At 61.3% G+C, this 24,454-nt stretch carries 15 protein-coding genes and 1 pseudogene; 9 read left to right on the top strand and 7 right to left on the bottom strand.

Annotated features, from left to right (window positions below; genetic code table 11):
- Nucleotides 1-153: 153 nt before the first annotated feature.
- On the top strand, nucleotides 154-1,215 hold the full coding sequence (locus K1X11_RS20695; protein WP_221029347.1) for a sensor histidine kinase: 1,062 nt from the start codon (nucleotides 154-156) through the stop codon (nucleotides 1,213-1,215).
- Between the two features lie 471 nt (nucleotides 1,216-1,686).
- On the opposite strand, the gene K1X11_RS20690 is transcribed toward K1X11_RS20695, so the two are convergent.
- The 4 genes and pseudogenes from K1X11_RS20690 to K1X11_RS20675 form a co-directional block, all read right to left on the bottom strand.
- On the bottom strand, nucleotides 1,687-1,986 hold the full coding sequence (locus tag K1X11_RS20690; RefSeq protein ID WP_221029348.1) for a hypothetical protein: 300 nt from the start codon (nucleotides 1,984-1,986) through the stop codon (nucleotides 1,687-1,689).
- A 620-nt stretch (nucleotides 1,987-2,606) separates the two neighbouring features.
- The gene (locus tag K1X11_RS20685; protein ID WP_221029349.1) at nucleotides 2,607-3,647 is read right to left on the bottom strand and encodes a transposase; all 1,041 of its coding nucleotides are present in this window, start codon (nucleotides 3,645-3,647) and stop codon (nucleotides 2,607-2,609) included.
- 237 nt (nucleotides 3,648-3,884) lie between these two features.
- A complete protein-coding gene (locus tag K1X11_RS20680) occupies nucleotides 3,885-6,212 on the bottom strand; it encodes an NACHT domain-containing protein (protein WP_324726035.1) in 2,328 nt (775 codons plus the stop codon).
- Between the two features lie 107 nt (nucleotides 6,213-6,319).
- Nucleotides 6,320-7,011: pseudogene (locus tag K1X11_RS20675) on the bottom strand (AIM24 family protein).
- Between the two features lie 776 nt (nucleotides 7,012-7,787).
- Between K1X11_RS20675 and K1X11_RS20670 the strand changes: the two are divergent.
- The 3 genes from K1X11_RS20670 to K1X11_RS20660 all read left to right on the top strand — a co-directional run bounded on the left by K1X11_RS20670 (nucleotide 7,788) and on the right by K1X11_RS20660 (nucleotide 13,974).
- Nucleotides 7,788-8,984, top strand: a complete 1,197-nt coding sequence (locus K1X11_RS20670; protein ID WP_221029353.1) for a hypothetical protein — start codon at nucleotides 7,788-7,790, stop codon at nucleotides 8,982-8,984.
- Nucleotides 8,985-10,083: 1,099 nt separating this feature from the next.
- On the top strand, nucleotides 10,084-11,334 hold the full coding sequence (locus K1X11_RS20665) for a fasciclin domain-containing protein (protein WP_221029354.1): 1,251 nt from the start codon (nucleotides 10,084-10,086) through the stop codon (nucleotides 11,332-11,334).
- A 393-nt stretch (nucleotides 11,335-11,727) separates the two neighbouring features.
- On the top strand, nucleotides 11,728-13,974 hold the full coding sequence (locus K1X11_RS20660; protein ID WP_221029355.1) for a hybrid sensor histidine kinase/response regulator: 2,247 nt from the start codon (nucleotides 11,728-11,730) through the stop codon (nucleotides 13,972-13,974).
- Between the two features lie 287 nt (nucleotides 13,975-14,261).
- Here K1X11_RS20660 and K1X11_RS20655 read toward each other — a convergent pair whose 3' ends face one another.
- The gene (locus K1X11_RS20655; protein ID WP_221029356.1) at nucleotides 14,262-15,227 is read right to left on the bottom strand and encodes a YheT family hydrolase; all 966 of its coding nucleotides are present in this window, start codon (nucleotides 15,225-15,227) and stop codon (nucleotides 14,262-14,264) included.
- Nucleotides 15,228-15,404: 177 nt separating this feature from the next.
- Nucleotides 15,405-16,568 (bottom strand): glycoside hydrolase family 26 protein, encoded by a 1,164-nt coding sequence (locus tag K1X11_RS20650; RefSeq protein WP_221029357.1) that lies wholly within the window; start codon nucleotides 16,566-16,568, stop codon nucleotides 15,405-15,407.
- Between the two features lie 297 nt (nucleotides 16,569-16,865).
- Between K1X11_RS20650 and K1X11_RS20645 the strand changes: the two genes are divergently transcribed.
- The 4 genes from K1X11_RS20645 to K1X11_RS20630 all read left to right on the top strand — a co-directional run bounded on the left by K1X11_RS20645 (nucleotide 16,866) and on the right by K1X11_RS20630 (nucleotide 20,389).
- On the top strand, nucleotides 16,866-17,276 hold the full coding sequence (locus K1X11_RS20645) for a hypothetical protein (protein ID WP_221029358.1): 411 nt from the start codon (nucleotides 16,866-16,868) through the stop codon (nucleotides 17,274-17,276).
- A 26-nt stretch (nucleotides 17,277-17,302) separates the two neighbouring features.
- Nucleotides 17,303-17,947 carry a class I SAM-dependent methyltransferase gene (locus K1X11_RS20640; protein ID WP_221029359.1) on the top strand — a complete coding sequence of 215 codons (645 nt, stop codon included), beginning with the start codon at nucleotides 17,303-17,305 and terminating at the stop codon, nucleotides 17,945-17,947.
- 61 nt (nucleotides 17,948-18,008) lie between these two features.
- Nucleotides 18,009-19,697: a chloride channel protein gene (locus K1X11_RS20635; RefSeq protein ID WP_221029360.1), complete on the top strand. Its 1,689-nt coding sequence runs from the start codon at nucleotides 18,009-18,011 to the stop codon at nucleotides 19,695-19,697.
- Nucleotides 19,698-19,804: 107 nt separating this feature from the next.
- The gene (locus K1X11_RS20630) at nucleotides 19,805-20,389 is read left to right on the top strand and encodes a thymidine kinase (protein WP_221029361.1); all 585 of its coding nucleotides are present in this window, start codon (nucleotides 19,805-19,807) and stop codon (nucleotides 20,387-20,389) included.
- A gap of 314 nt (nucleotides 20,390-20,703) precedes the next feature.
- Here K1X11_RS20630 and K1X11_RS20625 read toward each other — a convergent pair whose 3' ends face one another.
- On the bottom strand, nucleotides 20,704-22,197 hold the full coding sequence (locus tag K1X11_RS20625; protein WP_221029362.1) for a butyryl-CoA:acetate CoA transferase: 1,494 nt from the start codon (nucleotides 22,195-22,197) through the stop codon (nucleotides 20,704-20,706).
- Between the two features lie 360 nt (nucleotides 22,198-22,557).
- On the opposite strand from K1X11_RS20625, the gene K1X11_RS20620 reads away from it, so the two are divergent.
- On the top strand, nucleotides 22,558-24,423 hold the full coding sequence (locus K1X11_RS20620) for a 2-oxoacid:acceptor oxidoreductase subunit alpha (RefSeq protein ID WP_221029363.1): 1,866 nt from the start codon (nucleotides 22,558-22,560) through the stop codon (nucleotides 24,421-24,423).
- Nucleotides 24,424-24,454 lie beyond the last annotated feature (31 nt).

Below are 24,454 nucleotides of genomic sequence, written 5' to 3'. Positions count from 1 at the left end.
GGTCTAGCAATATCCCCCGGTTGTATTGCACGGCCACCTGCTGTAAGGTCCCCGGACCTCGACTCGCCGCCTTGCCCTTCGCCTTGCCCTTCGCCTTGCCTGCAGCTGGCCGCATGCAGCCCATCGCCTGCCGACCCGGCAGACCCACGCCCTATGAATGTAATCGAGCGCCCCCAAATTCTGCTCATCGACGACGAGACCACGGTGCTACGCTCCACCGCCACCATCCTCGAGAGACACGGCTACGTCGTGATCACCGCCACGTCCGGTGAAGATGCGTTTGCGCGACTGGAAACCCTCAGGCCCGACCTCATCATCACCGACCTCGCCATGCCCGGCATGAGCGGGTTCGACGTCATCGAGCGGTTGCGCGCCCACGACGAATTGAAGCTCGTCCCGGTCATCGTCGTCACCGCCCGCGCCGAACGTGAAAACATGCGCCACGGCATGGACCTCGGCGCCGATGACTTCATCACCAAACCCTTCACCAACGAAGAGCTGCTGCACTCCATCCACGCCCGCCTCGAACGAAAGGCGCTGCTGGATGAACTCGACGCCTTTGCCCACACCGTCGCGCACGACCTGCGCTCGCCCCTCGGCATGATCACCGGCCGCATCGAACTCGCGCAGATGATGATGCAGAAGCAGGATTACGAGAAGGTCGCCCACAACCTCAACTCCCTGCAGGACTCCGCCAAACGCCTCGTCAACATCGTCGATGAGATGCTGCTCCTCGCCGGCCTGCGCCGCGAAAGCATCACCACGGAAGCCATCGATTCCGCCGAGCTCGTCAACGAAGCCCTCCTGCGCGTCGAACACGTCCTGCGCCCAGCCAATGCCACCGTCTCCCTGCCCGACCGCTGGCCCGCGGTCGTCGGTTTCGCCCCCTGGCTGGTGCACGTCTGGACCAACCTCCTGAGCAACGCCGCCAAATACGGCGGACCCGACCCGCGCATCGAAATCAAAGCCGCCGCCCTGCCCAACGGCACCCACACCCGCTTCGCCGTCCGCGACCACGGCCCGGGCATGGACGCCGTCGCGCAGGCCACCGCGTTCTCGGCCTTCACCGATGTCGCCATGCGTCACGCCAAAGGCCACGGCCTCGGCCTGAGCATCGTGCGCCGCATCATCGCCAAGCATCACGGCCAGGTCGGCGTCGAAAGCGCCCCCGGCGAAGGCGCCGAGTTCTGGTTCGAACTCCCCAGCTCCCCCTGACCCGCCCACCGCCGCGCGTGCGAGGCAGATTCAACACCAAGACCGCATCCGCCGTCGCTGACGAGCTATGGCGGACAGGGAACGCCCCCTTCCCCGCGAAATTTTAACGTAAAGAACGCAAAGCACGCAGAGAACGCAAAGCCTTCCAACCGCCCTCCAGACTGAAGACATCTGTGCCTATCCCTGTTCCGCAGCCGCGCGATGTGTCACCTGCACGCCGCTGGAGGGGCTGCGGGTAAAACTCCCCGATCTCGCCATAGCGCGGGTGCCTCCCCGCTTCCGCGTATTCCGCTGGCCAACACGCGATGCCTCTCGGCTTTGCTCTCTTCTTGTCCGCCAAAGCTCGTAGAGCGACGGAGGACGCTGCCTTGGTGCAAAAAAAAGCACTGCCTCACCGCTCTGCGCCCTTCGCGTCTTTGCGTTAAATTCCCCCGGTCTCGCCATAGCTCGAAGAGCGACGGCGGATTCCGCTCATCGCTTCATCAGCAGGTAGGCGATGCCAAAGCCCATCGCGGCGGGAGCGGCGGACATGGCGGCGACCGCCCAGAGGCCGGTCGCAGAGATCGTTTGGGTCAGGCAAAAGGCCAGCGCCACGATGCTCACCGAGGCCACCGCACACAGCGCGGTGATCGCCACCAGCGCCTGAAAAGGATTCTGCACGCCCCGATGGGACGCAGCCGCAGCACCGGCATTGGCACTCGCCTCAGCGTCGCGGGGCTTGTCAGAGGCGGCGATGGAAGCGGAAACGGGAAGATCGGAGGAGGAAGTCATTCTGGAAATGGGTTGGTGGTCTGCGGTGGGTTTGGGTCTGGAGCAGATCCGACCCGGCAAGATCACCGGTTCGGCCTGCGTTACACCTATAGGTGCCACTCCGCCGGACCCAGGTGACAACTTTCTGCCAATTTTCGATTTTCCGCCCTAGCCAGCCTAAGACCGGACCTGCCGACTCCCGGGCCTCTTCCAACGCAAAGACCCAATCCAGCCCCCCCCCCAACCAACCCAACTCCGCGCTCTCAATCTCAATGCCCGGTGAAATTGTAGACACGTAACGACACGACCCCTTCCGACTGCCCCCGGACGGCGTAATCGCAGCCGCGTCAGTCCGACCGCAACCTGCATCCTCGATCCCCTCCCGGCCAACCAACCCATTTTGTAGGACTCGATCCCGCGGCCACGGGATCGTTCCGCGATGACCGAACCGCGCCGCGACCGCGAAGACCCATCCGACAGGCTCTCCCCCGACGGCAAGGAAGCCACTCCATCGCCTGCCCAACAATATGACGACACGCCCCCATCAGCCCACTTACCCCCAAATGCTGACAATGTAACGACATGACCCCGCCCGACTGGACCCCAAATGCTGACAATGTGACGACATGACCCCGACCGACTCAGACCCTTTTGTCCGCGACATAGTCGGTCATCTGTCGTCGAGCGTGTTTTCGTTTCGGTTTAAGGCGGTGTCCGACCGGGCAAACGTAGGCGTCTTCGGAGCTATCGTAGCGGAACTGTTCCTTGGTAAACTTGCCGGTGTCTTTCTTGGCGGTGTCGTGCATCGCACTGATGTGCGGACGCACGCCTTGTTCTACCAAAGCGCAGTAGGTTCCTACGGTGCCGTAGCCCCGGTCTGCGACTACGGCGGTGGTTTGCTTCCCGGTGTTGCGCTCGTGTTGCTCGACCAACGGTAGCACCTGTTCGTTCTCGGCTACGTCACCAGCGGTGGTTTCCACTGCGGTGATCACGCCGTGACGATCGTCCACCACTCGGTGATGCTTGTATCGCGGGCGCGCGGTGCCGCTACGTGGTCCTTTTGAGACGCAGGGCGCATCCGGGTCAGTGCGGCTCAGCATAGTCAGGTTGGTGGTGCAGCGCGCCGAGGGTGGTTTGCCTTCGTCGAGCTTTCGTTCCTGCGCGCCGTAGGCTTCGCGGATACGAGCGATGGTCTGGGTATCCGCTTTGATGACACTGTCGCGCGAAGCGTCGGCGTCGATCAGACTGCCGTCCATGTGCACCTTGGCTCCGTCCACCAACCCGGCTTCCACGCACTGACGCACGGTCTGCACGAAAAGCATCTCGAACAACTCTGCGCCCCAGCGTGCACGCGCCTTGGACAACACGCTATGATTGGGCACCGAGTCCTCCAAACCAAACCCCAGGAACCACAACCAATCGAGCCGCTCGGGCACCCGCCGCATCAGTTCACGCTCACTGCGCACGTTCTCGCAGAAGAGCAAAAACATCAGCTTTACCAGCACCACCGGATCGGCCGAGACGTGCCCGTTCGAACCGTAGGTGTGTGCAACCGCCGTGCGCACAAAACCAAAATCCACGTGCGCGAGCACCCGCCGGAGTGGATGGTCGCAATGCACCCGCTTGTCCATGTCGACCTGATACGCGAACAACTCCTTCTGTCCTTCGTGATGGCCCATCATATGGGCGCTCTACGCAGCAGGTTCGATGCCTCTATCGCATTGAGCACCAATTAGTTGGATTTGGGCAACAGCCCCTCAAGACCTGACGTCTTCAGCGTGCCCCACTCGAGAGCAGCGACCTCACGTCCTACGGGTCGACTACAAACTACAAAGCCTGACCCCTTACGCCTGCCACCCCTTACGCCTGCCCTTACGCCTGCCCGTTTGGCTCCGTTTGGCCCGCAAGACCTAACGCCTTCAGTCGGCCCCCTTCTTGAATTGATCTTTTCTCTCCGACAACGGGGTTTCATACATCAAATTCAATAATCGCTGCATTTTGGACGGCCCTTTTAGTCTCCCACCGTCCTTGCGTATTAGTCTATCCCCACTAACGAGCATTTTCTTTATGCGCTTATCCAGCTTCTTAATTTGAACATTTTTAGTTTTAAACACTCCACTCTCATGACGAATTCCGAACTGGATACAGAGCGGAATACTATCAAGCTCTGAATTCATAATGTAATCTAAATTTTCAACACCCGTTATTCTAAAATATGTCACATTCAGAAGAAAAAGCGAAAAGGCCTTCTTTTCATCCTCCATTATTTCACTGGATATATCCAATGCGATGTCCTCAATCGCATCCTTAAAAAAATGATAACCATAATTATTTTTAAAGATATATTGAAAAAGCCAAAGCAAATGCATTTCCGACCAAGACATGAGCATCCGTCCCTTACGCAAAACTATCGCATCATACAAAACGTCAGCAGCCTCAGAGAGCGCTGATCGCAATGCCTTCTTTATCGTGCTATATGGCGTAGCATAACCAGCGAGCATATAGGTTGCCAATGCATCAATCTTTACCCACCTGGCCATCTCACTTTCAGGAGCCAAGGCACTTATTTCCTCCAAAACCCTCGGGCAATCCCTACGCAGACCAATGTAAAAATAATAGGAGTTCACCCAGTATATATCAAATGCCCTCACATCCACCGCAAAACCACCATTAACAACCAACCCCTTTGCGTGCAAAAACTCCGTAAATGTTTTATGCTTAAAAAGAAATCGGTTAGAGTCCCGATCAACATGAGCAATTTCAAACCTTTCCGACAAATTATCCAACAATCTCTGGGCACTAACACCGAGATTCCTCTCCTCCAGATATTCTTTAAAATATCCCTCAGCTTCATCTAGGCTCATTTCATCTAGCTGATTATTGAGCATATAGGTCGCAATTCGCATCAGAATTGAATCCAATGCCTCATACTCCTTTACCGACTGCAGCCCTTTCGAGACCTCCCAACGGCCGAGCACGACTTCGAAATATTTGGAATAGAGCTCGGGCAATGAAGAAGGTAGCTCATCAACCTTCTGCCGCAAAACCTCCGCCAAGAGAATAGCCGCGATAGGATTCTTCGGCATCTCACGAAAGATTTTTGAATCTTTAATGTCTTCAAAAAGCCGACCATCCTTTGTAACATTTTTACACAAATGCTGAATGAACTTAAAAATTTGCGCAGTCGTAAGAGGATACAACTCAAGCTGCCGCCAACTATGCAAACCATAGTTTTCCGTCATATTCGAACGGTTTGATCGCGATGTAACGAGAATCCTGTAGCGCTCATTTCCTATAACCTGCTTTCGCAAGCCCTCCATGAAATCCTTAACCGCCTCTTGACTTAAACGAACCTCATCAAGCCCATCTACCAAAAAAATAAAGTTGATATTACTATCCAACAGAATCGCACCTTGCTTCTTTAGGCGCTCGTGAAGCAACGTCTCCAGGTCTACGCTCCATCGCTTAAGTAAATCCTTGGCAGAAACCACGACAGGAACACACGGAGAATCTTGGTAGCGTTTGGGATCGGAACAATCCCTAACAATTTGCCTCACCAGTTTAGATTTACCTGAACCTGCATCCCCTTCCAAATAGACTAACCTGTTTTCAAGAATTTCATCTCGGCAATCAACTCGATCAGGATACCTTTTCCGGATACCCGCTTGAAAATCTGATATCTCCTTCAACCTATGAACGTTCTGCTCTACATAGAACCTACAATCTATATCCGGAACAATCGCCAGGGACCTATCCAACTCCTCAACATATCGCAACTCCGATTCAAGATAATCCCCTACGTCTAAATCCAAATCGGTCCAATAGGAAGGAAGGTTATCATCAATCAAGCGAACCAAGTTCTGACGCGATAAAAAGAATACACTTTTCCCCCGGTATTTCGCCTCGATCGACTCCTTTGCCTTTTCGCTAATCTTACCATTCGTAACCACCCAATGCTCATTGATAACAATATTAACCTTTCCATTCCTAAATGGCCTTTCAACCATACACTGATCAAGCTGCATGTAGATTTTAGCAAGCTCAGGAATCCCAATATTGCCGACTTTAGCAATAACTCCAACATACGTGCTCTGCCTTAGCGTAACATCTTCCTTCTCAATGATAAAATCCGCCCCCTTTTCATCTGCCCCATGCGTATACTCAAAACGCAAAAGAGTCTGCATTTTAGAGAATAACTTATTCAAGAGCGGATGCAGTTCCCGAACCTCATCGCGAATCTTACTCATCCGTTGATCTTTTTGCTCATCTCCAATCATAAAACTTCATCCTTTCATCAACCGATTCCCTCAACATCTCTATACACACGCGCCAAACACCTCAATTCTAGGTAAAGTCATCCCCCCGATTGCATATAGACTTCCTCATAAGGTTGGACGACGACGAAGCCGGTGCCGCTGAACTCCATTTGGATGCTTTCGCCGCTGCCGCGACCGAGGAAGGTTTTGAAGGAGACGTCCTTCTTAAAGGCGGGCTCCAGGTTACCTGACCACGCCACCGTGGCATTGGGGTCCGTCGTCACCGGGAATCCCGGATCCACCGGCAAGGTGATCGGGTCGTAGTCGTGGTGATCGCCACCAAACCCGTGCCTTCCAAACGCACGTTGAAGAGGCCGCCCGACAACATCGCCGCCACCTTTTTCATCATCTTGATGTCGCATTTGATCTGCGGCTCAAAGGCCAGCACGTCGTTGCCGTTCACCACGATGGCTTCGTTCTCCAGCTTCAGCACCGTGATCTTCTTGCCCGCATCGGCCAGATACACGGCCCCCTGCCCTTCCGCCTTCGTCAGCTTCGCCCCTTCCCCACTCACCGCCTTTTTGAGGAGGTTCCCGAACCCCTGCGACAGCAGGTTCTCCCGGGTAAACTTCACCTGACCATTATAGGCGACCATCGCCCCCATCTTCATCCAGATCTCCCCGTTCAGGTTCACCTCGAGGAATCGATCGCTCTCCAATTCGAAGAGCCCCTGGCCCCGGTCGCGGTTCTTGGTGCGGTCTACAAATTCGGCGAGGGTCGTTTGGCTCATAGGGATGGGGGGGGGATCGGGGGTAATCGTTTCGTGGGGCTAGAAGCACACCGCGCCAAGTCGGGTCTGGTGCGTCCTCATGAAATCACGCCACTGCCCGTGCCCTGCCCGCGCGCAGGCAGGCTGATAGACGGATCTGGCCGAAAGGGTAATCATACCGGGAGGAAGCGTAGCGAAGACAGGGGGGTAAAATCCGACGACACCAGAGGCCAGGCCAGCGCGGCGAATGGGGGAAACCATCTATATCCCCCCGTCCAATGCCAGCCAAAACCACCGCGGCGAGTTTAAACACCAAGGCAGCAAAGGCCGCCAAGCCGACAGGCACGGCGTATTTAACCACAGATGGACACAGAAAAACACAGATGCTATGGGGCAGCGTTGGAACGCCCACTAAACACACCAACGACACGAAACAGGCGAAGGGATTTCAGTCCGCAGATCAGGCCAATAAGGGCAGATGCTTTCAGCCCGAATTCCCAAGCCAAAGGGGTCAATCTTATATTCTTGAATCCGCCAGCCCGCTTGGTGGACGTGTGGTTGCCACCGCGCCACATCACGGCGGACGCGTTGCCCCATCCACTTGCTCACGCTCGAAACCATCCGGCTGGGCCTTCTTTGTTTTCCGGGTGCTTAAGCCCAGTCGGAAGGGCCGCGGAGGAGTAGTTTCGTTTGTTCGATTCCGGCCTAGGTTATCCTTCGGTAATACCACGTCGGCCGTCGGCAGTTGCCAGGCTTTTGAAATTGCCGCCTCCGTCGCATCACCGTGAGGTGCGGCGATGCTCAAATCGCTCCTGAATCTGATCGGTGGTGGTAATAAAACCATCACCCTCACCCACGACCCGATCAAACAGTGGCAGGAGCACTTTGATGAATCGGACTGGGCTCAGCGCGAATTTGAGCGCGCCCCCGGTGCCCACAGTATCGACATTCTGGCGCAGACCGCCGACGGACTGATCATCACCCGGGAATACAAGATGACCCGCGATGCCGAGTCCCGGAGTTTCACCATGACCGGCGCGGCCATCCGGTTCTACGAGCAGAGTAATCTGACTCCGCTGCGCCACCTCTCGCCGCGTGACGGCAAGCTGTTCGACGGGGTCTCCAGTTACTTTCGCGCCCACCGGGTGGGTCACCGCACCCTGATCTCGCTCGCTTGGGGCAGCAAAATCTACCTGCTGGATTTCGGGTCCCCGTCGCGGCTCTTTTTCATGCACGGTGAACACTGCCACGGGGGCACGGTTCATGTGGCCGGAGGGGGCAACAACATCGCACTGTTCGACCAGTGGGACGCCCGCGCCTACACCGGATCGCAGCTCGACCGCTGGCTCTGCGACAACCAAATCATCTCCGGTCCGGTCGGCATCAAACTGGATCAAGCCGTGGCCCAGCAGCGGGGGGGCGGACGCGATGGTTTCGACGAATATCTGGAGCACGCCAGCGCCATGAATTCCCGGCGCAACCGCTTCGTCTGCGGCTCCCGCAACGGCTGCTTGCTGGTCTACGACATCGCGGCCATGACGCAAGTGGGTGCCCTGCAACTGCCCCGCGTTCACCAGGATAATTACAATCGGCCGGCCCCCACCAATCAGATCGAATCGGTCGCCATCGCGGATAGTGGTGACATCGCGGCGGTCGGCACAGCCATCGGTATGCTCTACCTGATCTCCCTGCCCGATCCGACGATCATTCAGGAGCTCGACCTGCGGGAAACCTTTGCTTGCCGCAGCATCAAGAAGCTCCGGTTTTGTCAGGGCGACCAACGCCTCGCAGTCCAAATCGACTATGGCGAGACGATCCTGGGCGTGATGGAGTCCGAAGGTCGCTGCACCCTGCCCGCCGCGAAGGACGATAAAAACACCCTCCCCGCCATGGAAAAATTCGCCCTACTGGAGGACGGCAAAGTCCTCACGCTCAAGTCCGAATACAAAGACGGTCAGAACACCAGCGACCGCATCGTCATCCGCAAGCTCTAGCCTAAGGGGTCAATCTTATATTCTTGAATATCGGCCAGACCTCTCCGCTCGACCTGTGGTGACCACCGTGCCACACCGCTTCCGAGCCACCGCCCCATCCACTCACTCACGCTCGTAGCCACGTGGCGTTGCTCCCCTCGCAGTGCACCATGGCTCCTCGATCAACGAGGCATGCGTAAAAACGGACCCACTGGCGAGGCTCCGCGATGATCTGCGTCCGCTGCGGTTCCAAATTCTGCCCGTTCCTACAATCCGAAGGGGTCAATCTTATATTCTTGAATTTCAGCCAGTCCGCTCCGCCCACGTGGGGTTGCCACTCAACAACACTGCATCCCATCCACTCGCTCACGCTCGTAGCTACCTGGGTTTGGGGCCCCTCCAGTCCGCGCTAGCGCGTCGGGCGATGGCGAGCGGACGAAGGGGCTGCTTGTAAACTACGGATGGATTACTCCTTCGCCTGATCTCGGCGCACAGGTCGTTTCCTGTCTACTCATAGAGACCAGCCAATCCGACAAAACGATGAGCCGGTAGGTGAATCGCCACCTGTCCGCCATAGCTCGTAGAGCGACGGAGGATCTGTGTCCACTTGTCCGCCATAGCTCGAAGAGCGAAGGAGGATCCGTGCGTTAAAATACCACTTCGGACGGGTATTCCATTTTCGTGTCTTTCGTGTGTTTCGTGGTCCCATCCCCCACCTGCCTCTCGGTCTCCGTTCTTTCCCTCCCCTCCTCCGTTGCCTCCGTGCAAAACCCACGTTGGACGGGTATTCCTCTTTCGTGCCTTTGGTCCGTTTCGTGGGCCCACGCCGCGCCGGCTTCTCGGCTCCACGCATCGTGCATTTTTCTGATTTAACCTGCTGATTTGGTGCAGATTGCACCACCACGGACACCTGACCCTACCTCGCACTAGGCCCGTATGGGGGCAATTGCACAAATTGTGGTTTTATTCATGAACCATCCCGCCGCGGTCATGTTGGAACAGGGAGTAAACACCAACCTTGGGCCGCCGCGACGACGGTGACGCCCTCAGCCTGCCGAGGCACGAGCGGACGTTCCGCGCCCTTCACGACAGGCTGCTCAACCCCTGCAAAGACACCCTTATGAAACTGAACAAACTGATCCTTGGCCTGGGACTTGGCTGCCTACTTGCCGCAAGCACCGCCTTTGCCGCCCACTATACGCCCATCCGCTTCGTCGCGGAACTGAGCGGCGACAACGAGGTGCCAGCCGTCTCGACCGACGCTACCGGCACGGCCGAGCTGTGGCTCTACCCGGAGACCAACACCTACACCTTGTCCGTCACCACGACGGGCCTCAGCGGAGCCATCACCGGTTCCCACATTCATGAGGCCGCCGCCGGCTCCAACGGCGCCGTGGCCATCGGTCTCGGTGACTTCTCGTCCTATACCGCCGCCGCCGGTGGTTTCTACGCCGGCACCTTCAGCGGTGACTACGATGGCGACCTGGAGGCCCTGCTCGCCGGTGAGGCCTACGTGAACATCCACACCGCGATAAATCCCGGTGGTGAACTTCGCGGTCAGCTCAACCGCCAGATCGACGGTCGCATCACCGCGCTCAATTACTCCGCCCGCGGCCTCATCAATCCCGGCAATGGCCGCGTGGGCACCATCATCGGTGGTTTTGTGCTCGGCACCGAAACCAAGGTCCTCATCCGCGCCATGGGCGAGAGCCTGCAGGACTTCGGCATCAACAATGCCCTGCCCGACGCCGCCATCGAGCTCTACAACAGCGGCGAAGTTTTGATCGCCAGCAACGATGATTGGAAGCTGACCCAGTCGGCCAACGTGCAGAGCACCGGCTTTGCGCCGCTCGTCGACAGTGATGCCGCCATCGTGGCCACCCTCCCGGCCGGCTCCTACACCACTCAGGTGGACTCCTCCAAGGGCGCCGGTGTCGCCGTGCTCGAGGTGTATGTGCTCGGCATGGACGACCTCGTCGCCGTGCTCTCCGCCACCGGCCAACACGACACGCTGGTCGCCGCGATCGAAGCCGCCGGTCTCGACGGCGTGCTCATGGGCCCGGGTCCGTTCACGGTCTTCGCGCCGACCGACGCTGCCTTTGCCGCGTTGCCGGCGGGCACCCTCGACAACCTGCTCCTCCCGGCCAACGTGGCCGACCTGCAGTCCCTCCTGCTCTACCACGTGCTCTCGGGCTCGGTGATGGCGGGTGACCTGAGCGACAACCTCTCTGTCTCGACCCTGCAGGGCAGCGACGTGACCATCACGCTGCCGGCCAGCGGTCCGATGGTGAATGCCGCCGCGATCACCGAGGTCGACATCCAGACCTCCAACGGCGTCATCCACAGCATCGACTCCGTGCTGATGCCGTAATAACGGCGAAGCGATTTAGCATGAGCGACGTCGCGACGACGTCCTCCGTTTGCCGCGGCTCCCCGGTCCACCACCGGGGAGCCGTTTTGTTTGCGGGCGGGTCGAAGATGCCGCGAGGCATCCGCCGTCGCGCTGCGAGCTATGGCGGACAGGGCGAAATTTTTTTTACACCGAGACCGCATCCTCCTTCGCTCTACGAGCTATGGCGGACAGAGGAGATACCAAAGCTGTGAGGCAGGTCTTCCTTCATGGCAGCGCTCCTGCCGAGCGCATTTATCCTAGGACCAATTCCTAAAGCCGGACCGAAACGAACCGTTTGCATGATTTGAGGATCGATGGGGTGATCACCGGGGAGTATTCCCTGCCCTCTGGGTTCCTTCGGTTCGTTTCGGCATGTCCTCCCCTTTCCATCCTCTCGCGAGCTTTGGCGACCTTGGTGTGACCACACCAGGGCTGGCCCTGCTGTCCGCCGACGCGATGCCCGCGCTGCTGTTGGGCGGCGTCGCGGTGGCCGGTCTCGCAGGCTGTGCGCTGATGTGGACCCGCGCCCGCCGCTCACGCCAGCACGAGCAACGCCTCCAGACCGACCTCGACGCCCAGTCCGCCGCCGCCGCCACCCTCACGCGCCGCGTGGCCGAACTGGAGCAACTCAACACCGACCTCGAACGCCGCCTTGGCGAGGGCGCCCGCGCCCAGCACGAGAGCGAATCCCAATTCCGCATGCTGGTCGACGGCCTGCGCGATTACTGCCTCATCATGCTCGATCCCGAGGGTCGCGTGATGAGCTGGAACGACGTCGCGGCCCGCGCCAAACGCTTCAGCGCGCAGGAGGTTGTCGGCAAATCGCTCGACTGTTTTTACCCGCCCGCCGACGCCGCCAACGGCTGCCCCGCGATCGACCTGCGCGAGGCCGTGCGCACCGGTCGCCTCGAGACGCGTTCCCCGCGCCGCCGCGGCGACGGCACCATTTACCCTGCCCACGTCGTCCTCAACCCGCTGCACGACGAGCAGGGCCAGTTGCAGGGCTTCGTCATGGTCATCCGCGACCTGAGTCAGGAGCAGGAGGCGAAGCAGGCGCTCGACCATCAACAGGGCCTGCTCGAAACCATCCTCGAAAACCTCGCCGAGGGCGTGGTCGCCTGCGACGCCGAGGGACGGTTGACCTTCTTCAACAAGGTGGCCCGCGAGTGGCACGGCCAGGATATCGCCCCGACCGAACCAACGGAGTGGGGCTCCACCTACGATCTCTACGAGAGCGACGGCAGCACCCGCCTGCCCGCCGACCGTGTGCCCTTGCTGCGCGCCCTACGCGGTGAGCGCGTGCGCGCCGCCGAGATGACCATCGTCGTGCCGGGCCGCGCCCCCCGTTTCCTGCTCGCCGCGGGTGATCCGTTGTTGGATGCCGACGGCAACAAGCTCGGCGCCGTCGTGGTGTTGCACGATATCACCGAGCGCAAACAGGCCGAAGCCACTTCCCTGCGCGCGCAACGTATGGAGAGCATCGGCATGCTCGCCGGCGGCATCGCCCACGACCTCAACAACGCCCTCGCGCCCGTGCTCATGGCGATCGAGTTGCTCAAGTCCCGCTACCCGGAATCGAGCTCCATCATCGAAGCCATGGAAGTGAGCAGCAACCGCGGCGCCGACATGGTCAAACAGCTCCTCAGCTTCGCCAAGGGCGCCAGCGCCAAGCACGTCACCGTCAAGCTGCGCCACCTTGCCAACGAGATCCACAAACTGGTCGGCAATACCTTCCCCAAAAACATCGCCGTCACCTTCGACTACCCGCCCGACCTCGCGCCCGTGCACGGCGATCCCACCCAGTTGCATCAGGTGCTGCTCAATCTCTGCGTGAATGCGCGCGACGCCATGCCCGACGGCGGCGAACTCGTGCTGAAGATGCGCAACGTGAGCCTCACCGCCGAGACCGTGCCGGTCGGCGCCCGACTCGATCCCGGCGACTACGTGCGCGTCGAGGTGCGCGACACCGGCACCGGCATTTCGCCGGACATCCTGCCCTACGTTTTCGAACCGTTTTTCAGCACCAAGGAGACGGGCAAGGGCACGGGCCTCGGTCTCGCCACCGCCATGAGTATCGTGCGCGACCACAACGGCGAGTTGTTGCTCGATTCCACCGTCGGCGAAGGCACCACCTTCACGCTCTTCGTGCCCACGCTCGAATCGCTCGCGACCGACGAAACCCGCTCGCCCTTTGCCGAACCGTTGATGAAGGGCGACGGCCGCCTCGTCCTGCTGGTCGACGATCAGGCTTCGATCCGCGAAGTCGGCCGCAACGTGATCAGCGGTCTCGGCTTCCGGGTCATCGCCGCCGCCAACGGTAACGAAGCGCTCAAAATCCTGCAGGACCAAGGCAATGCGATCGACCTCATCATCACCGATCGCGACATGCCGGAAATGGGGGGCGCGACGTTGATCAGCCACGCCCGCGACCTCGCGCAGCGCGCGCAGTTCATCATCGCCAGTGGTTACATGAACAAGGAGGAGGTGGAGGAGTTGCGGGAGCTCGGCGTCGCCGCCGTGCTGCAAAAACCCTTCGCCCAACGCGACCTCGTGCGCGTCCTGCGCCACGTTCTCTCCGGCCGCCAGGAAATGGAATTCTCCCGCACCCCGTGGGGCTGACCGGATCTCAACCGCAGATCACGCAGATCAGCGCAGATGCCGAGAGGCATCGAGATCCTTAACCACAGACCCTCCAGAGGCCGGTAGGGCGCTGTTTTTTAACCACGGATGAACACGGATAAACACAGATGGCGATTCACCTACCGGTTCATCGTCTCGGATGAATAACCTCTTCAGTGCGTAGTCCCGCGCCTGCGGGACGGAGCCATCTGTGGTAAAAAAAACTGCGGTGGAGTGGCTTTGCGATCTCTGCGCCCTTTGCTGCCTTTGCGTTAAAACGCTCTGCCTCACCGATTCAGGAAGGTCACGGCGCGGGTTTCGGACCAGTATTCATCGTCGCTTCCTCCGCCGCGGCCGACGAAGCCGACGTGGCCGCCGTGCTTTGGGGTCTCCAGGTGCAGCCAGGCGTGGTCGCGGGCTACGTCCTCCGGCCAGCAGCGGCCGGCCAGGAACGGATCATCGCGCGCATTGACCAGCAGCGTGCGCACGCGGATCGCATCCAGAAAACGGATACTGCCGCACCGCGCCCAATAATCGCGGGCTCCGGCGAAACCGTGCAGCGGCGCGGTGTAGTGCTCGTCGAAGTCGGCAAAGGTGCGCATCGCCTCCAAGCCGGCCGTCGCCAGCTGCCCCGGAAAGCGCGGCGCCTTTTCCCGCACCTTGGCCCGCAGCGTGCGCATGAACCGCTCCATGTAGAGCCGGTTGCTCCAGTGGGCCAATCGCTCCGAGCTCGCCGTCAGATCACAAGGCACCGAAAACGTCACCGCCGTGCGGATACGCGGGTCGACCGCCGCGCCGCGCTCGCCGAGGTATTTGAGCGTCATGTTGCCGCCGAGACTGAACCCCACCAGCGCCACCTCCTGCCAGGTCGACTGAGCCAGCGCGTGGTCCACCACCACCGCCAGATCCTCACTCGCGCCGCTGTGATAAAAACGGAGTTGGCGATTGAGTTCACCGCTGCAGCCGCGGCAGTTCCACGCGATCACATCCCAGCCCGCGCGTCCCAGCGCCCGCGCCATACCCCGGATGTAGACCGACTGCGAACTGCCCTCCAGGCCATGCGACAGGATCGCGACCCGCGGCGCACCTTGGCGGACGATATCCAGATCGAGAAAATCCGCATCCGGCGTCGCGATGCGTTCCCGCACCGCGTTCAGCTCCGGCACCCGACGCCACACCGCCGGCACGATCGACAACCCATGCCCACTCCGCAACCACCACGGCGGCCGATAACTCGATTCAATCAAAGGCATGCAGGACGGGTTCTTTTTTAACCACGGATGGACACGGATAGCTTCGCCTACCGGCTACGCACTGAACCGTGAATCACGAAAATAAAAATTCTGTTGGGCGGAACGGTAGTGGAGCCGATCCGTGTTCACTTGTCCGCCATAGCTCGAAGAGCGACGGAGGATCTGTGGTTAAAAAACTCACTGCTCGGCGGGCGGTTCGTAGAGCTTGAGCTTCGCGACGTCGCGTTGGAAGAGGGTGCGGGGGTCGGCGTGGAAGGCGCGGAAGGCGTCCTGCGAAGCGGCGGGCGATTCGGCGTGCGGGGTGTAGGGACCGGACCAGTGGGCGTTGATCCAGGTAAGGATCCACGCGATACGCCGGGCTTTCTCGGACGCATAAATCGGCTCAAGCACGCTGCGCGTCCACCAGTCGGGTTGCTCGGTGTGGTAGGCGATTTCGCCGTGGGTGTGGTAACCCGTCTCGGTGAAGGCGGCGACCTTGCCGTGCTCGGCGGCGAAGTCCGTCGCAGCTTCGAGCACCGCTACCATGGCTTCGACGGTGAAGTGGTCATTGCCCTCGCGACCCGGACCGTAGCCGTCGATCCCGATGACATCCACGTAGTCGTCGCCCGGATAATATTCGGTCGCGAGTGACTTGTCGGGCGACCAGGCGAAGAGCACGAGGTCGGTGCGCGCACGGATGTAGTCGACGAGGATTCGGTAGGCCTGCGCGTAGGTGGTCGGCCCGCCCTCCAATCGGCTGCCCCACCAGAACCAATTGCCGTTCATCTCGTGCAGCGGGCGAAACACGATGGGAAACCCCAGCTCCTCGTTGATGACACGCACGACCTCATCGAGTTGCTCGTAGAACCAGGTCACGTCGCCGGTGGAGTCATCGCCGGTCACGACGTGATGGAGGATCTGGGCGTCGCGCTCGTCCCAGTTGTGCGAAGCGCCGTAACGGCCGAGCCAATGGTAATCGAGCGTGACCATGGCGCCATCGGCGTAGGCGCGGCGCGCGGCCCGCAGGTGGGCGAAACGTTCGTGGCGATCCTTATCGATGAGGAAGTGGAAGTCCGACCCGTGCACCGCCGGATGATCGCCCACGACGTCCTTGATGTCCGACTGCTCCACATCGAGGTAACCCACCTCGCGGCGATCGTAGCTGAGGGGGAACTCCTGCCCAAACATCACCTGGCCGCTCTCCCAGCCGATCCAGTGCAGCTTGGCCAACAGCGCCCGCGTCTCGGGCGTAGCGTCGCGGTCGACCGGCTCGGGCGCGGCCCACGCCGACGCCAACGCGCCGACCGCCCAAAGCGCGCTCAGCAGACCCAACCCACGTCGAAGAGAGAGACGATTCACCATAGCCCCGAAAGCGAATCGCCCATCCCCGCGAGTCAACCCCCACCCCGTTCAACGTTGGGTGAACCACGGAGAACGGAGCCGAGAGGCAGGTCTTTTTTAACGCAAAGACGCAAAGGGCGCGAAGAACGCAAAGCTGAGAGGCAGGGCTGGGCTTTTCGCAGGTTGAACGCGATTCCCTGCCCCGTGCGCTGAGTTCTTGCACTGGGCGACCAAACGTGGCGCTGTTGGCGCCATGCTCGTTCTTATTGGCAAAATCGGCCTCGCGACCCTCTCGGGCCTCGTGATTCTGGCGTTGTTGTGAAGTCGTTCGGCTACGTCCGCGACCCTCTCTGCCTGCTCACGATGGCGCTCTACGCGCTCAACCGCTGGGCCCTTAAACCGCAACTCACTGGCGGTGGATTTATGCACGATCACTTCAACGATCTGCTGCTCATCCCGGCCGCCCTCCCCCTCATCCTCTGGGTGCAACGCAAACTGGGTTGGCGCGATCATGACCAGGCCCCGCGCTGGAGCGAGATCGGTCTGCACCTCGCCATCTGGGGGGTGATTTGCGAGATCGCCGGTCCCTCCATCGCCGCCCACGCCACCGGCGATTGGCGCGATCTGGTCGCCTACACCGTCGGCGCCGCCGTCGCCGGCCTCTGGTGGCAAAGACGCTCGTTACCGCGCCGCGCCCGCGTCCCGTCGGAGCTGAAGGCTGATAGCTGATAGCTGACCGCTGATTGCCGTTCCCCATGTCCTTCGACACGCTCGCGCCGCACTACCGTTGGCTGGAGGCCGCCATCGCCGGCCCCATCCTGCAGCGCGCGCGACTGGCCCATCTCGCCGTCCTCGACCAGGCCCAACACATCCTGCTGGTCGGCGAAGGCCCGGGCCGTTTTCTCCGCGCTCTGCGCGCTCGCCGACCCGACGCGCAGCTCACCGTGCTCGATGCCAGCGCCGCCATGTTGCGGCAGGCGCGCCGCGCCGATCCGTCGCCGCGCACCACGCTGGTGCAGGCCGACCTGCGCACCTGGACGCCCCGCGCCGACGCGCCGCGTTGGGATGCGGTGGTGACACACTGCGTGCTCGATTGTTTTGCCCCCGAATCGCTGCACCGGGTGGTCAACACCCTCGCCGCTGCCGCCGCGCCGCGTGCCGATTGGCTGGTGACTGATTTCACCGTGCCGCCGCAGCGCGGCTGGCGTCGCCTGCGCGCCCGCGGGGCCCACGCGCTCATGTATGGCACCTTCCGACTCGTGACCGGGTTGGAGGCGCGCCAGCTCACTCCTCCAGACTCCAACCTGCAGCGCGCCGGCTTCTCCCTCGCCGCGCGCCGCACCTTCAACCATGGGCTTCTCCAGGCCGACCACTGGCGTCGGACGGAAGAAATCCATTGAACCCGCCGCCTCGTCGCGCGCAGAACGTTTTGTTGTGATCCTCGATTTACCCGCCCGTGCCATGGCGCGATTGCCCGTGAAAACCCGCGGCATCGTGCAGACCATTTGTTTTGGTCTCGCCGCGGGTGGCGCCGCGGTGGCCTTCCACATCGCCATCCACTCGATCTACACGCACGGCATCGAGCGCCTGACCCACGAGAGCACGGAGGTGTTTCTGGTGGGGAGTTTCATCATCATCGCGGTGTTTTCCGCGATCTCGGGCTGGTTGCTCTCGGCCTTCTGTCCGGATGCCGCCGGCTCGGGCATTCCGCAGGTCAAGTTGGCCTTTTGGAAGGACATGGGGCACATCCCCTTTCGCGTCGTCTGGGTGAAGTTTATCGCCGGTGCGCTCACGGTGGGCGCGGGCAACAGTCTCGGTCGCGAAGGTCCGTCGGTGCAGCTCGCCGCCGGCCTGTCCTCCCAGCTGAGCGGCGTGATGGGCACCCCCAAACACAAACGTCGCCTCGCCAATGCCGCGGGTGCCGCTGCCGGTCTGGCCGCCGCCTTTAATACGCCGATCGCCGCGGTGACCTTTGTGCTGGAGGAAATCATCGGTGACCTGAACAGCCGCATGCTCGGTTCCATCCTGCTCGCGGCCGTGGTGGGCGCGTTGGTGGCTCACGGTCTCTTGGGTGAGCAACCGGCCTTCACGCTGCGCGGTGCCGGGTCGCCGGAATGGCAGGTGTATCTCGCCACGCCGATCGTGGCCGCCATCGCCGCGCTGGCCGGCGTGTGGTTCCAAAAGTTCGCGCTGGGACTGCGCGCCTGGAACAAAAAGAAACACCGCGTGCCGCCGTGGCTGCGTTGCACGCTCGGTGGCCTCGCCGTGTGGCTCATCGGCAGCACTGTCTTTCTCTGGACCAACCACACCGGCGTGTTCGGCCTCGGTTACGAAGATCTTTCCATGGCGCTGAACGACCAGATGGATTGGCAAAGCGCCGCCCTTCTGCTCGTCGCCAAACTCGTCGCCACCGCGGTCTGTTACGGTCTCGGGGCGGCCGGTGGCATCTTCGCGCCGACGCTCTTCTTCGGCGGCATGGCGGGCGCGGCGCTGGCCGGGCTCATCGGCCTCGTCTTCCCGCTGAGCACCGCCGGTCACGTGACGCTCGCGGTGGTGGGCATGTGCGCCTGCCTCGGTGCGGTGGTGCGCGCGCCGGTCACCGGTCTGCTCATCGTGTTCGAGATGACTCACGAATTTGCCATGGTGCCGGCGCTGATGGTCGGCGGACTGGTGAGTCTCGCCATCGCGAAACGTTTCACGAAGCACAACTTCTACGACGTCATCCTCGAGCAGGATGGTCAGGGCGTGGAGCGCGTGATGCCGCCGCGCGACCTGCGATCGTGGCAGGAAACCGCGGTGAGTCGGGCGGCCAATTTCAGGCCGGTCATGGTGCGGGATTTGTCGCGCGACGCGGTGGTCAAGTTATTGGAGGAGCATCACCACGACTGCTTCCCGGTGGTGATCGATCGCAAGCTCCAGGGCGCGATCACGCGGGAGCATTTGCAGCGCATCGTCGATTTTGACGAAGCGCCCATCATCGATCCGGTGGCGACCTGCCGCCGCGATGCCACCATCCGTGATGTGCAGAGCAAGGTCATCGAATCGCCCGCCAACATGATCGTGATCGTGGGTGGCGAAGACGAAGTCGTTATCGGCATCATGACCCTGCACGACATCCTCCGCGCCGAGATCCTGTTCACGAAGGACTGACCATGTTTGATGTAAGATGTGAGAAGTAAGATGTGGATTGGCAGGCCCCCCACACTCACACTCTTTTACATCTGACTTCATACATCCTACCTCAGACATAGCATCCGGTGGCCAAGCTCTACTTTTATTACTCCGCCATGAACGCCGGCAAAAGCACGGTGCTTCTTCAGTCCAGCTACAACTATCAGGAGCGCGGCATGCGCACGATGTTGTTTGCCCCGGTCATCGACCAGCGGGCCGGGATCGGGCGGATCGCTTCACGCATCGGATTGAGCGCCGAGGCCAACGCGTTCACCAATACCGACGACCTGCTGCGCCGCGTGCAATCGAAACACGCCGAAGAGGACAAGGGTCTGGCCTGCGTGCTGGTGGATGAGGCGCAGTTCCTCACGCGCAAACAGGTCGAACAACTCTGCCGCGTCGCCGACGAACTCGACATCCCGGTGCTCTGCTACGGCCTGCGCACCGACTTCCAGGCGCAGTTGTTTGAAGGCAGTGCGGCCCTGCTCGCGCTGGCCGACGACATGATCGAGCTGAAGACCATCTGTCACTGCGGCCGCAAAGCGACGATGAACCTGCGCGTCGGTCCCGACGGCAAAGGCCTGCGCGACGGCGACCAGATCGAGATCGGCGGCAACGAACGCTACGTCTCCATGTGCCGCCGCCACTACCACGAAGCGTTGACCAACTGAGGCAGCCGGCACGCAGCTACCGGTGGGTGGGCCGATTGAAACCAAGGCGACATCCTCTGTCGCTCTGCGAGTTAAGGCGGACTGGGGGGGCTGTTTTTTAACCACGGATGAACACGGATAAACACGGATGGCGATTCACCTACCGGTTCATCGTCTAGTCGGAATAACAACTTCAGTGCGTAGCCGGTAGGCGGAGCCATCCGTGTTCATCTGTGGTTAAAAAAACTGCCATGCCTCTCGGCCGTCCGGCCCAAAAAGAGAGGCCGGTCCACTTGGACCGGCCTCGAACCAACAGGAACAAGAATGGGTAGGCGTCAGACCTTCCACTTCACGTTGCGCATGTCGCCGCCTTCGAGGAACGCGAGGTGCATGCCGAACGCGTTGTGCAGGGTCTGCTGCACGTGACCGCGGTTGGAGGCGGCGAGGTAGCCGCGCAGCGATTCGCGATAATCGGGGTGCACGCAGTTGTTGATCATGACCTCGGCGCGCTCGTGCGGGGACTTGCCACGCAGGTCGGCCACACCGTGTTCGGTCACGACCACCTGCACCGAGTGCTCGCTGTGATCAAGGTGAGTCACGAACGGCACGATCGTGCTGATCGCGCCCTTCTTGGCCACCGACGGGCAGGTGTAGATCGAAACGTGGGCGTTGCGGGTGAAGTCACCGGAACCACCGATACCGTTCATGAGATCGCGGCCCATCACGTGCGTGCTGTTCACGTTGCCGAAGAGGTCGACCTCGATGGCGGTGTTGATGGTGATGAGGCCGAGACGGCGCACGATTTCCGGGCTGTTGGAAATCTCCTGCGGGCGCAGGACGACGCGGGAGCGGTAGTATTCGAGGTTGGCGTAGAATGCCTTCAGGCGATCGGGGCTCAGGGTGAGCGAGCAGCTGCTGGCGAAAGCGCACTTGCCGGACTCGAGCAGATCGACGACCGAGTCCTGCAGCACCTCCGTATACATCATGAAGGGCGGGATGTCGGGGTGGGAACCGAGCGCGCCGATCACGGCGTTGGCGATGTTGCCCACGCCGGACTGCAGCGGCAGGAAGGACGGCGGAATGCGGCCGGTCTTGATCTCATTGGCGAGGAAGCCCGCCACGTTTTGACCGATTTGGGTGGTGATCGGGTCCGGCGCGTCGAAGCCACCGGACTCATCGGCCAGGTTCGTCATGACCACACCGGCGATCTTCTTCGGGTTGACCTTGATGAAGGTTGTGCCGATGCGATCGGTCGGCGAGTAGATCGGGATGGCGCGGCGCAGGGGCGGATCGGCCGGCTCGTAAAGGTCGTGGAAGCCCATCAGGTCGCCCGGGTGGTGGGCGTTGAGCTCGATGATGATCTTGTCGGCGAGACGGGCGAAGGTGTTGGCGCCGCCCACACCGGTGGTGAGCACGATCTCACCCTGCGCGGTCACGTGGCTGGCTTCGATGATGGCGAAGTCCATCTTGCCAAACACGCCGCTGCGCACGGTCGGTTGCACCGCGGAAAGGTGCAGATCGAAGAACTGCGTCCGGCCCTCGTTGATCGACTTGCGCAGCGTCGGATCCGATTGATACGGGGTGCGCCAGGCGATGGCTTCAGCTTCAGCGAGCGCGCCGTCGAGCGATTTGCCGGTCGAAGCACCGGTGATGACACCGAGCTTGAACGGCCGGCCGGCGGCATGTTCGGCCTTGGCTTTGGCCGCGATGGCGAGCGGGACAACTTTGCAGGCGCCGGCGGCCGTGAAGCCACCAAAGCCCACCGTCTGCTTGTCCTGGACCATCGCAGCGGCCTCTTCGGGAGAGAGCGTGGGAAACGGATAGTTCATGATGAAAAAGTCGGCCCCGGCTCAACCGGAGGCCAAAGCCAGTCTGGCAAATAACCTCGCTGCCTACTCCGCACGCCTTGCCACACCCGATGCGCATCTTGACCGGCTGACCCTTTTTTTGCCCTTTCCCGCCTTCTCAGGCCCCACGGCAGTGTGCATATTCTGCCCATCGAGCTGCCCCGCCCCTCCGCAACAAATCAACAGTCCGCACCCGACCATGCAGATCTTGGCTGCTGCCAATGTCGGGCGTTTGGCCCCAAATAGGCCCGCGGCGGCCCGTTTCTCGCGTCACAATTGGGCAACCAGACAGTCACAATTCGGCAAACCGCGCGTTGACTTACCGGGGGGCGAGCTCGCTTCATGCCCTACCCTAACCCCTACCAGTTCATGGTCAGTCCCAATTCCCCCGCGACGCCCGAAGGCTCGGCCTCCGGCGCACCCAAATCCATTAACGACGTCGTCGTTCGCCTCGCTGGCAATTCCCAGGACGGCATCCAGACGATCGGCGGCTTCCTCGCCCGCCTCGCTGGCCGCAGCGCCCAGGAGGTCATGACCTACATGACCATCCCGTCCACCATCTCCGGTGGCCCCTCCATTTTCCAGGTGCGCATGGGCACCGGCGATATCCTCAGCTCCGGTGACGAAGCCGACTTCCTCGTCGCGTTCTACGACCACAGCTACAAGAACCACATCGATCACCTGCGCAAAGGCGGTATCCTCATCTACGATACCGACCACGTGGAGCCCGAGCTGAGCCCCGACTACCTCGCCGTCGGCGTGCCCTTCACCTCCGCCACCATCGAAGCGGTCGGCGGCTCCGCCAAGGAGAAGGGCAAAAACATCTTCGTGCTCGGCCTGCTCTGCCGCCTCTTCGACCTCGATGTCGCCAAGCTCACCGGCCTCATCCGCGAGCGCTTCGCCAAGTTCGGCGAAGACGTCGTGCGCAACACCATGCTGGCCTTCGACGCCGGCTACGCGTGGCCCGCCCAAAACATCCGCGAGATCTACCACAAGCTCGCCACCAACGATAACGACTCCGGCCACCCGCAGATCACCACCGATGGCAACACCGCCATGACCCTCGGCCTCATCACCGCGGGTGTGCGCTACGGCGCCGGTTACCCGATCACACCGTGGTCCACCATCATGGAGACCCTGCGCACCGAGCTGCAGAAATACGGCGGCCTCTTCGTGCAGGCCGAGGACGAACTCGGCGCCATCGCCTACGCGCTCGGATTTGCCTACGCCGGCCACCTCTCCATCACCGGCTCGTCCGGCCCCGGCCTCTCCCTCAAGATGGAAGCCCTCGGCTGGGCCACCATGGCCGAGCTCCCGCTCATCATCATCAACGTGCAACGCGGCGGCCCCTCCACCGGTCTGCCGACCAACGTCGAGCAGTCCGACCTCATGCAGGCCATCTACGGCTCGCACGGTGATTCGCCCCGCGTGGTGCTCGCGCCGCAAAACGTCGAGGACTGTTTCTACATCGCCCTCGAAGCCGGCCGCATCGCCGGCGAATATTCCACCCCGGTCATCATCCTCACCGACCAGGCGCTCTCCTCGCGCATCGAGGCCTTCGACGAACCCGATGTGGACGCCCTCATGGTGACGCCCGACATCGACCTCACCGCCAAGGGCGCCGACTTCAAACCCTACCCGATCGATGCCCTCACCCGGCACGCGCCTCCCGGCACCAAGATCGAGGGTGCGCCCTACCCGACCGTCACCGGTCTCGAACACGACGAGCACGGCCACCCCTCCGGCAACCCGGCGCAGCACCAGAAGATGACCGCCAAGCGCCGCAACAAGATCAAGCAGCTCGGCAAATCCCTGCCCCGCCCGGAAATCCACGGCGACCAGGACGGCGACGTCCTCCTCGTCGGTTGGGGCTCCACCTTCGGCCCGCTCCGCGAGGCCGTAAACCGCGCCCGCAAGGACGGCCAGAAAGTCGGCCACATCCACCTGCGCCACCTCAACCCGCTGCCGCCGGAGCTCGAGCGCATCTTCTCGCGCTTCCGCCAGGTCTTCGTCGTCGAGATGAACGACCAGGGCCTCTACGGTTACGGCCAGCTCGCGACGCTCCTGCGCGCCCGCTACGCCAACCCCGCCATCCGCTCCATCACCAAGACCGACGGCCTCGCCTTCAAGGTGCGCGAAATTCTCAACGGCGTCGCCGAGCTCTCCGGCTCCCGCTACGCCAGCGTCTCCGGTTACCCGGACGTGTGAGCACACGGCGCACCTTCACCCTTCTTCATTC

This window comes from Actomonas aquatica (assembly GCF_019679435.2).
Lineage (GTDB): Bacteria > Verrucomicrobiota > Verrucomicrobiia > Opitutales > Opitutaceae > Actomonas > Actomonas aquatica.
Note: the sequence above shows the minus strand (reverse complement) of the source record. Positions and strands in the feature narration are given on the sequence as shown.

Coding starts and splice junctions, on each gene's coding strand:
- K1X11_RS20640 (WP_221029359.1), top strand. CDS start 17,303: ATGTCCTTCGACACGCTCGCGCCGCACTACCGTTGGCTGGAGGCCGCC.
- K1X11_RS20635 (WP_221029360.1), top strand. CDS start 18,009: ATGGCGCGATTGCCCGTGAAAACCCGCGGCATCGTGCAGACCATTTGT.
- K1X11_RS20690 (WP_221029348.1), bottom strand. CDS start 1,986: ATGACTTCCTCCTCCGATCTTCCCGTTTCCGCTTCCATCGCCGCCTCT.
- K1X11_RS20685 (WP_221029349.1), bottom strand. CDS start 3,647: ATGATGGGCCATCACGAAGGACAGAAGGAGTTGTTCGCGTATCAGGTC.
- K1X11_RS20625 (WP_221029362.1), bottom strand. CDS start 22,197: ATGAACTATCCGTTTCCCACGCTCTCTCCCGAAGAGGCCGCTGCGATG.
- K1X11_RS20670 (WP_221029353.1), top strand. CDS start 7,788: ATGCTCAAATCGCTCCTGAATCTGATCGGTGGTGGTAATAAAACCATC.
- K1X11_RS20620 (WP_221029363.1), top strand. CDS start 22,558: ATGCCCTACCCTAACCCCTACCAGTTCATGGTCAGTCCCAATTCCCCC.
- K1X11_RS20650 (WP_221029357.1), bottom strand. CDS start 16,568: ATGGTGAATCGTCTCTCTCTTCGACGTGGGTTGGGTCTGCTGAGCGCG.
- K1X11_RS20695 (WP_221029347.1), top strand. CDS start 154: ATGAATGTAATCGAGCGCCCCCAAATTCTGCTCATCGACGACGAGACC.
- K1X11_RS20660 (WP_221029355.1), top strand. CDS start 11,728: ATGTCCTCCCCTTTCCATCCTCTCGCGAGCTTTGGCGACCTTGGTGTG.
- K1X11_RS20680 (WP_324726035.1), bottom strand. CDS start 6,212: ATGAGTAAGATTCGCGATGAGGTTCGGGAACTGCATCCGCTCTTGAAT.
- K1X11_RS20655 (WP_221029356.1), bottom strand. CDS start 15,227: ATGCCTTTGATTGAATCGAGTTATCGGCCGCCGTGGTGGTTGCGGAGT.
- K1X11_RS20665 (WP_221029354.1), top strand. CDS start 10,084: ATGAAACTGAACAAACTGATCCTTGGCCTGGGACTTGGCTGCCTACTT.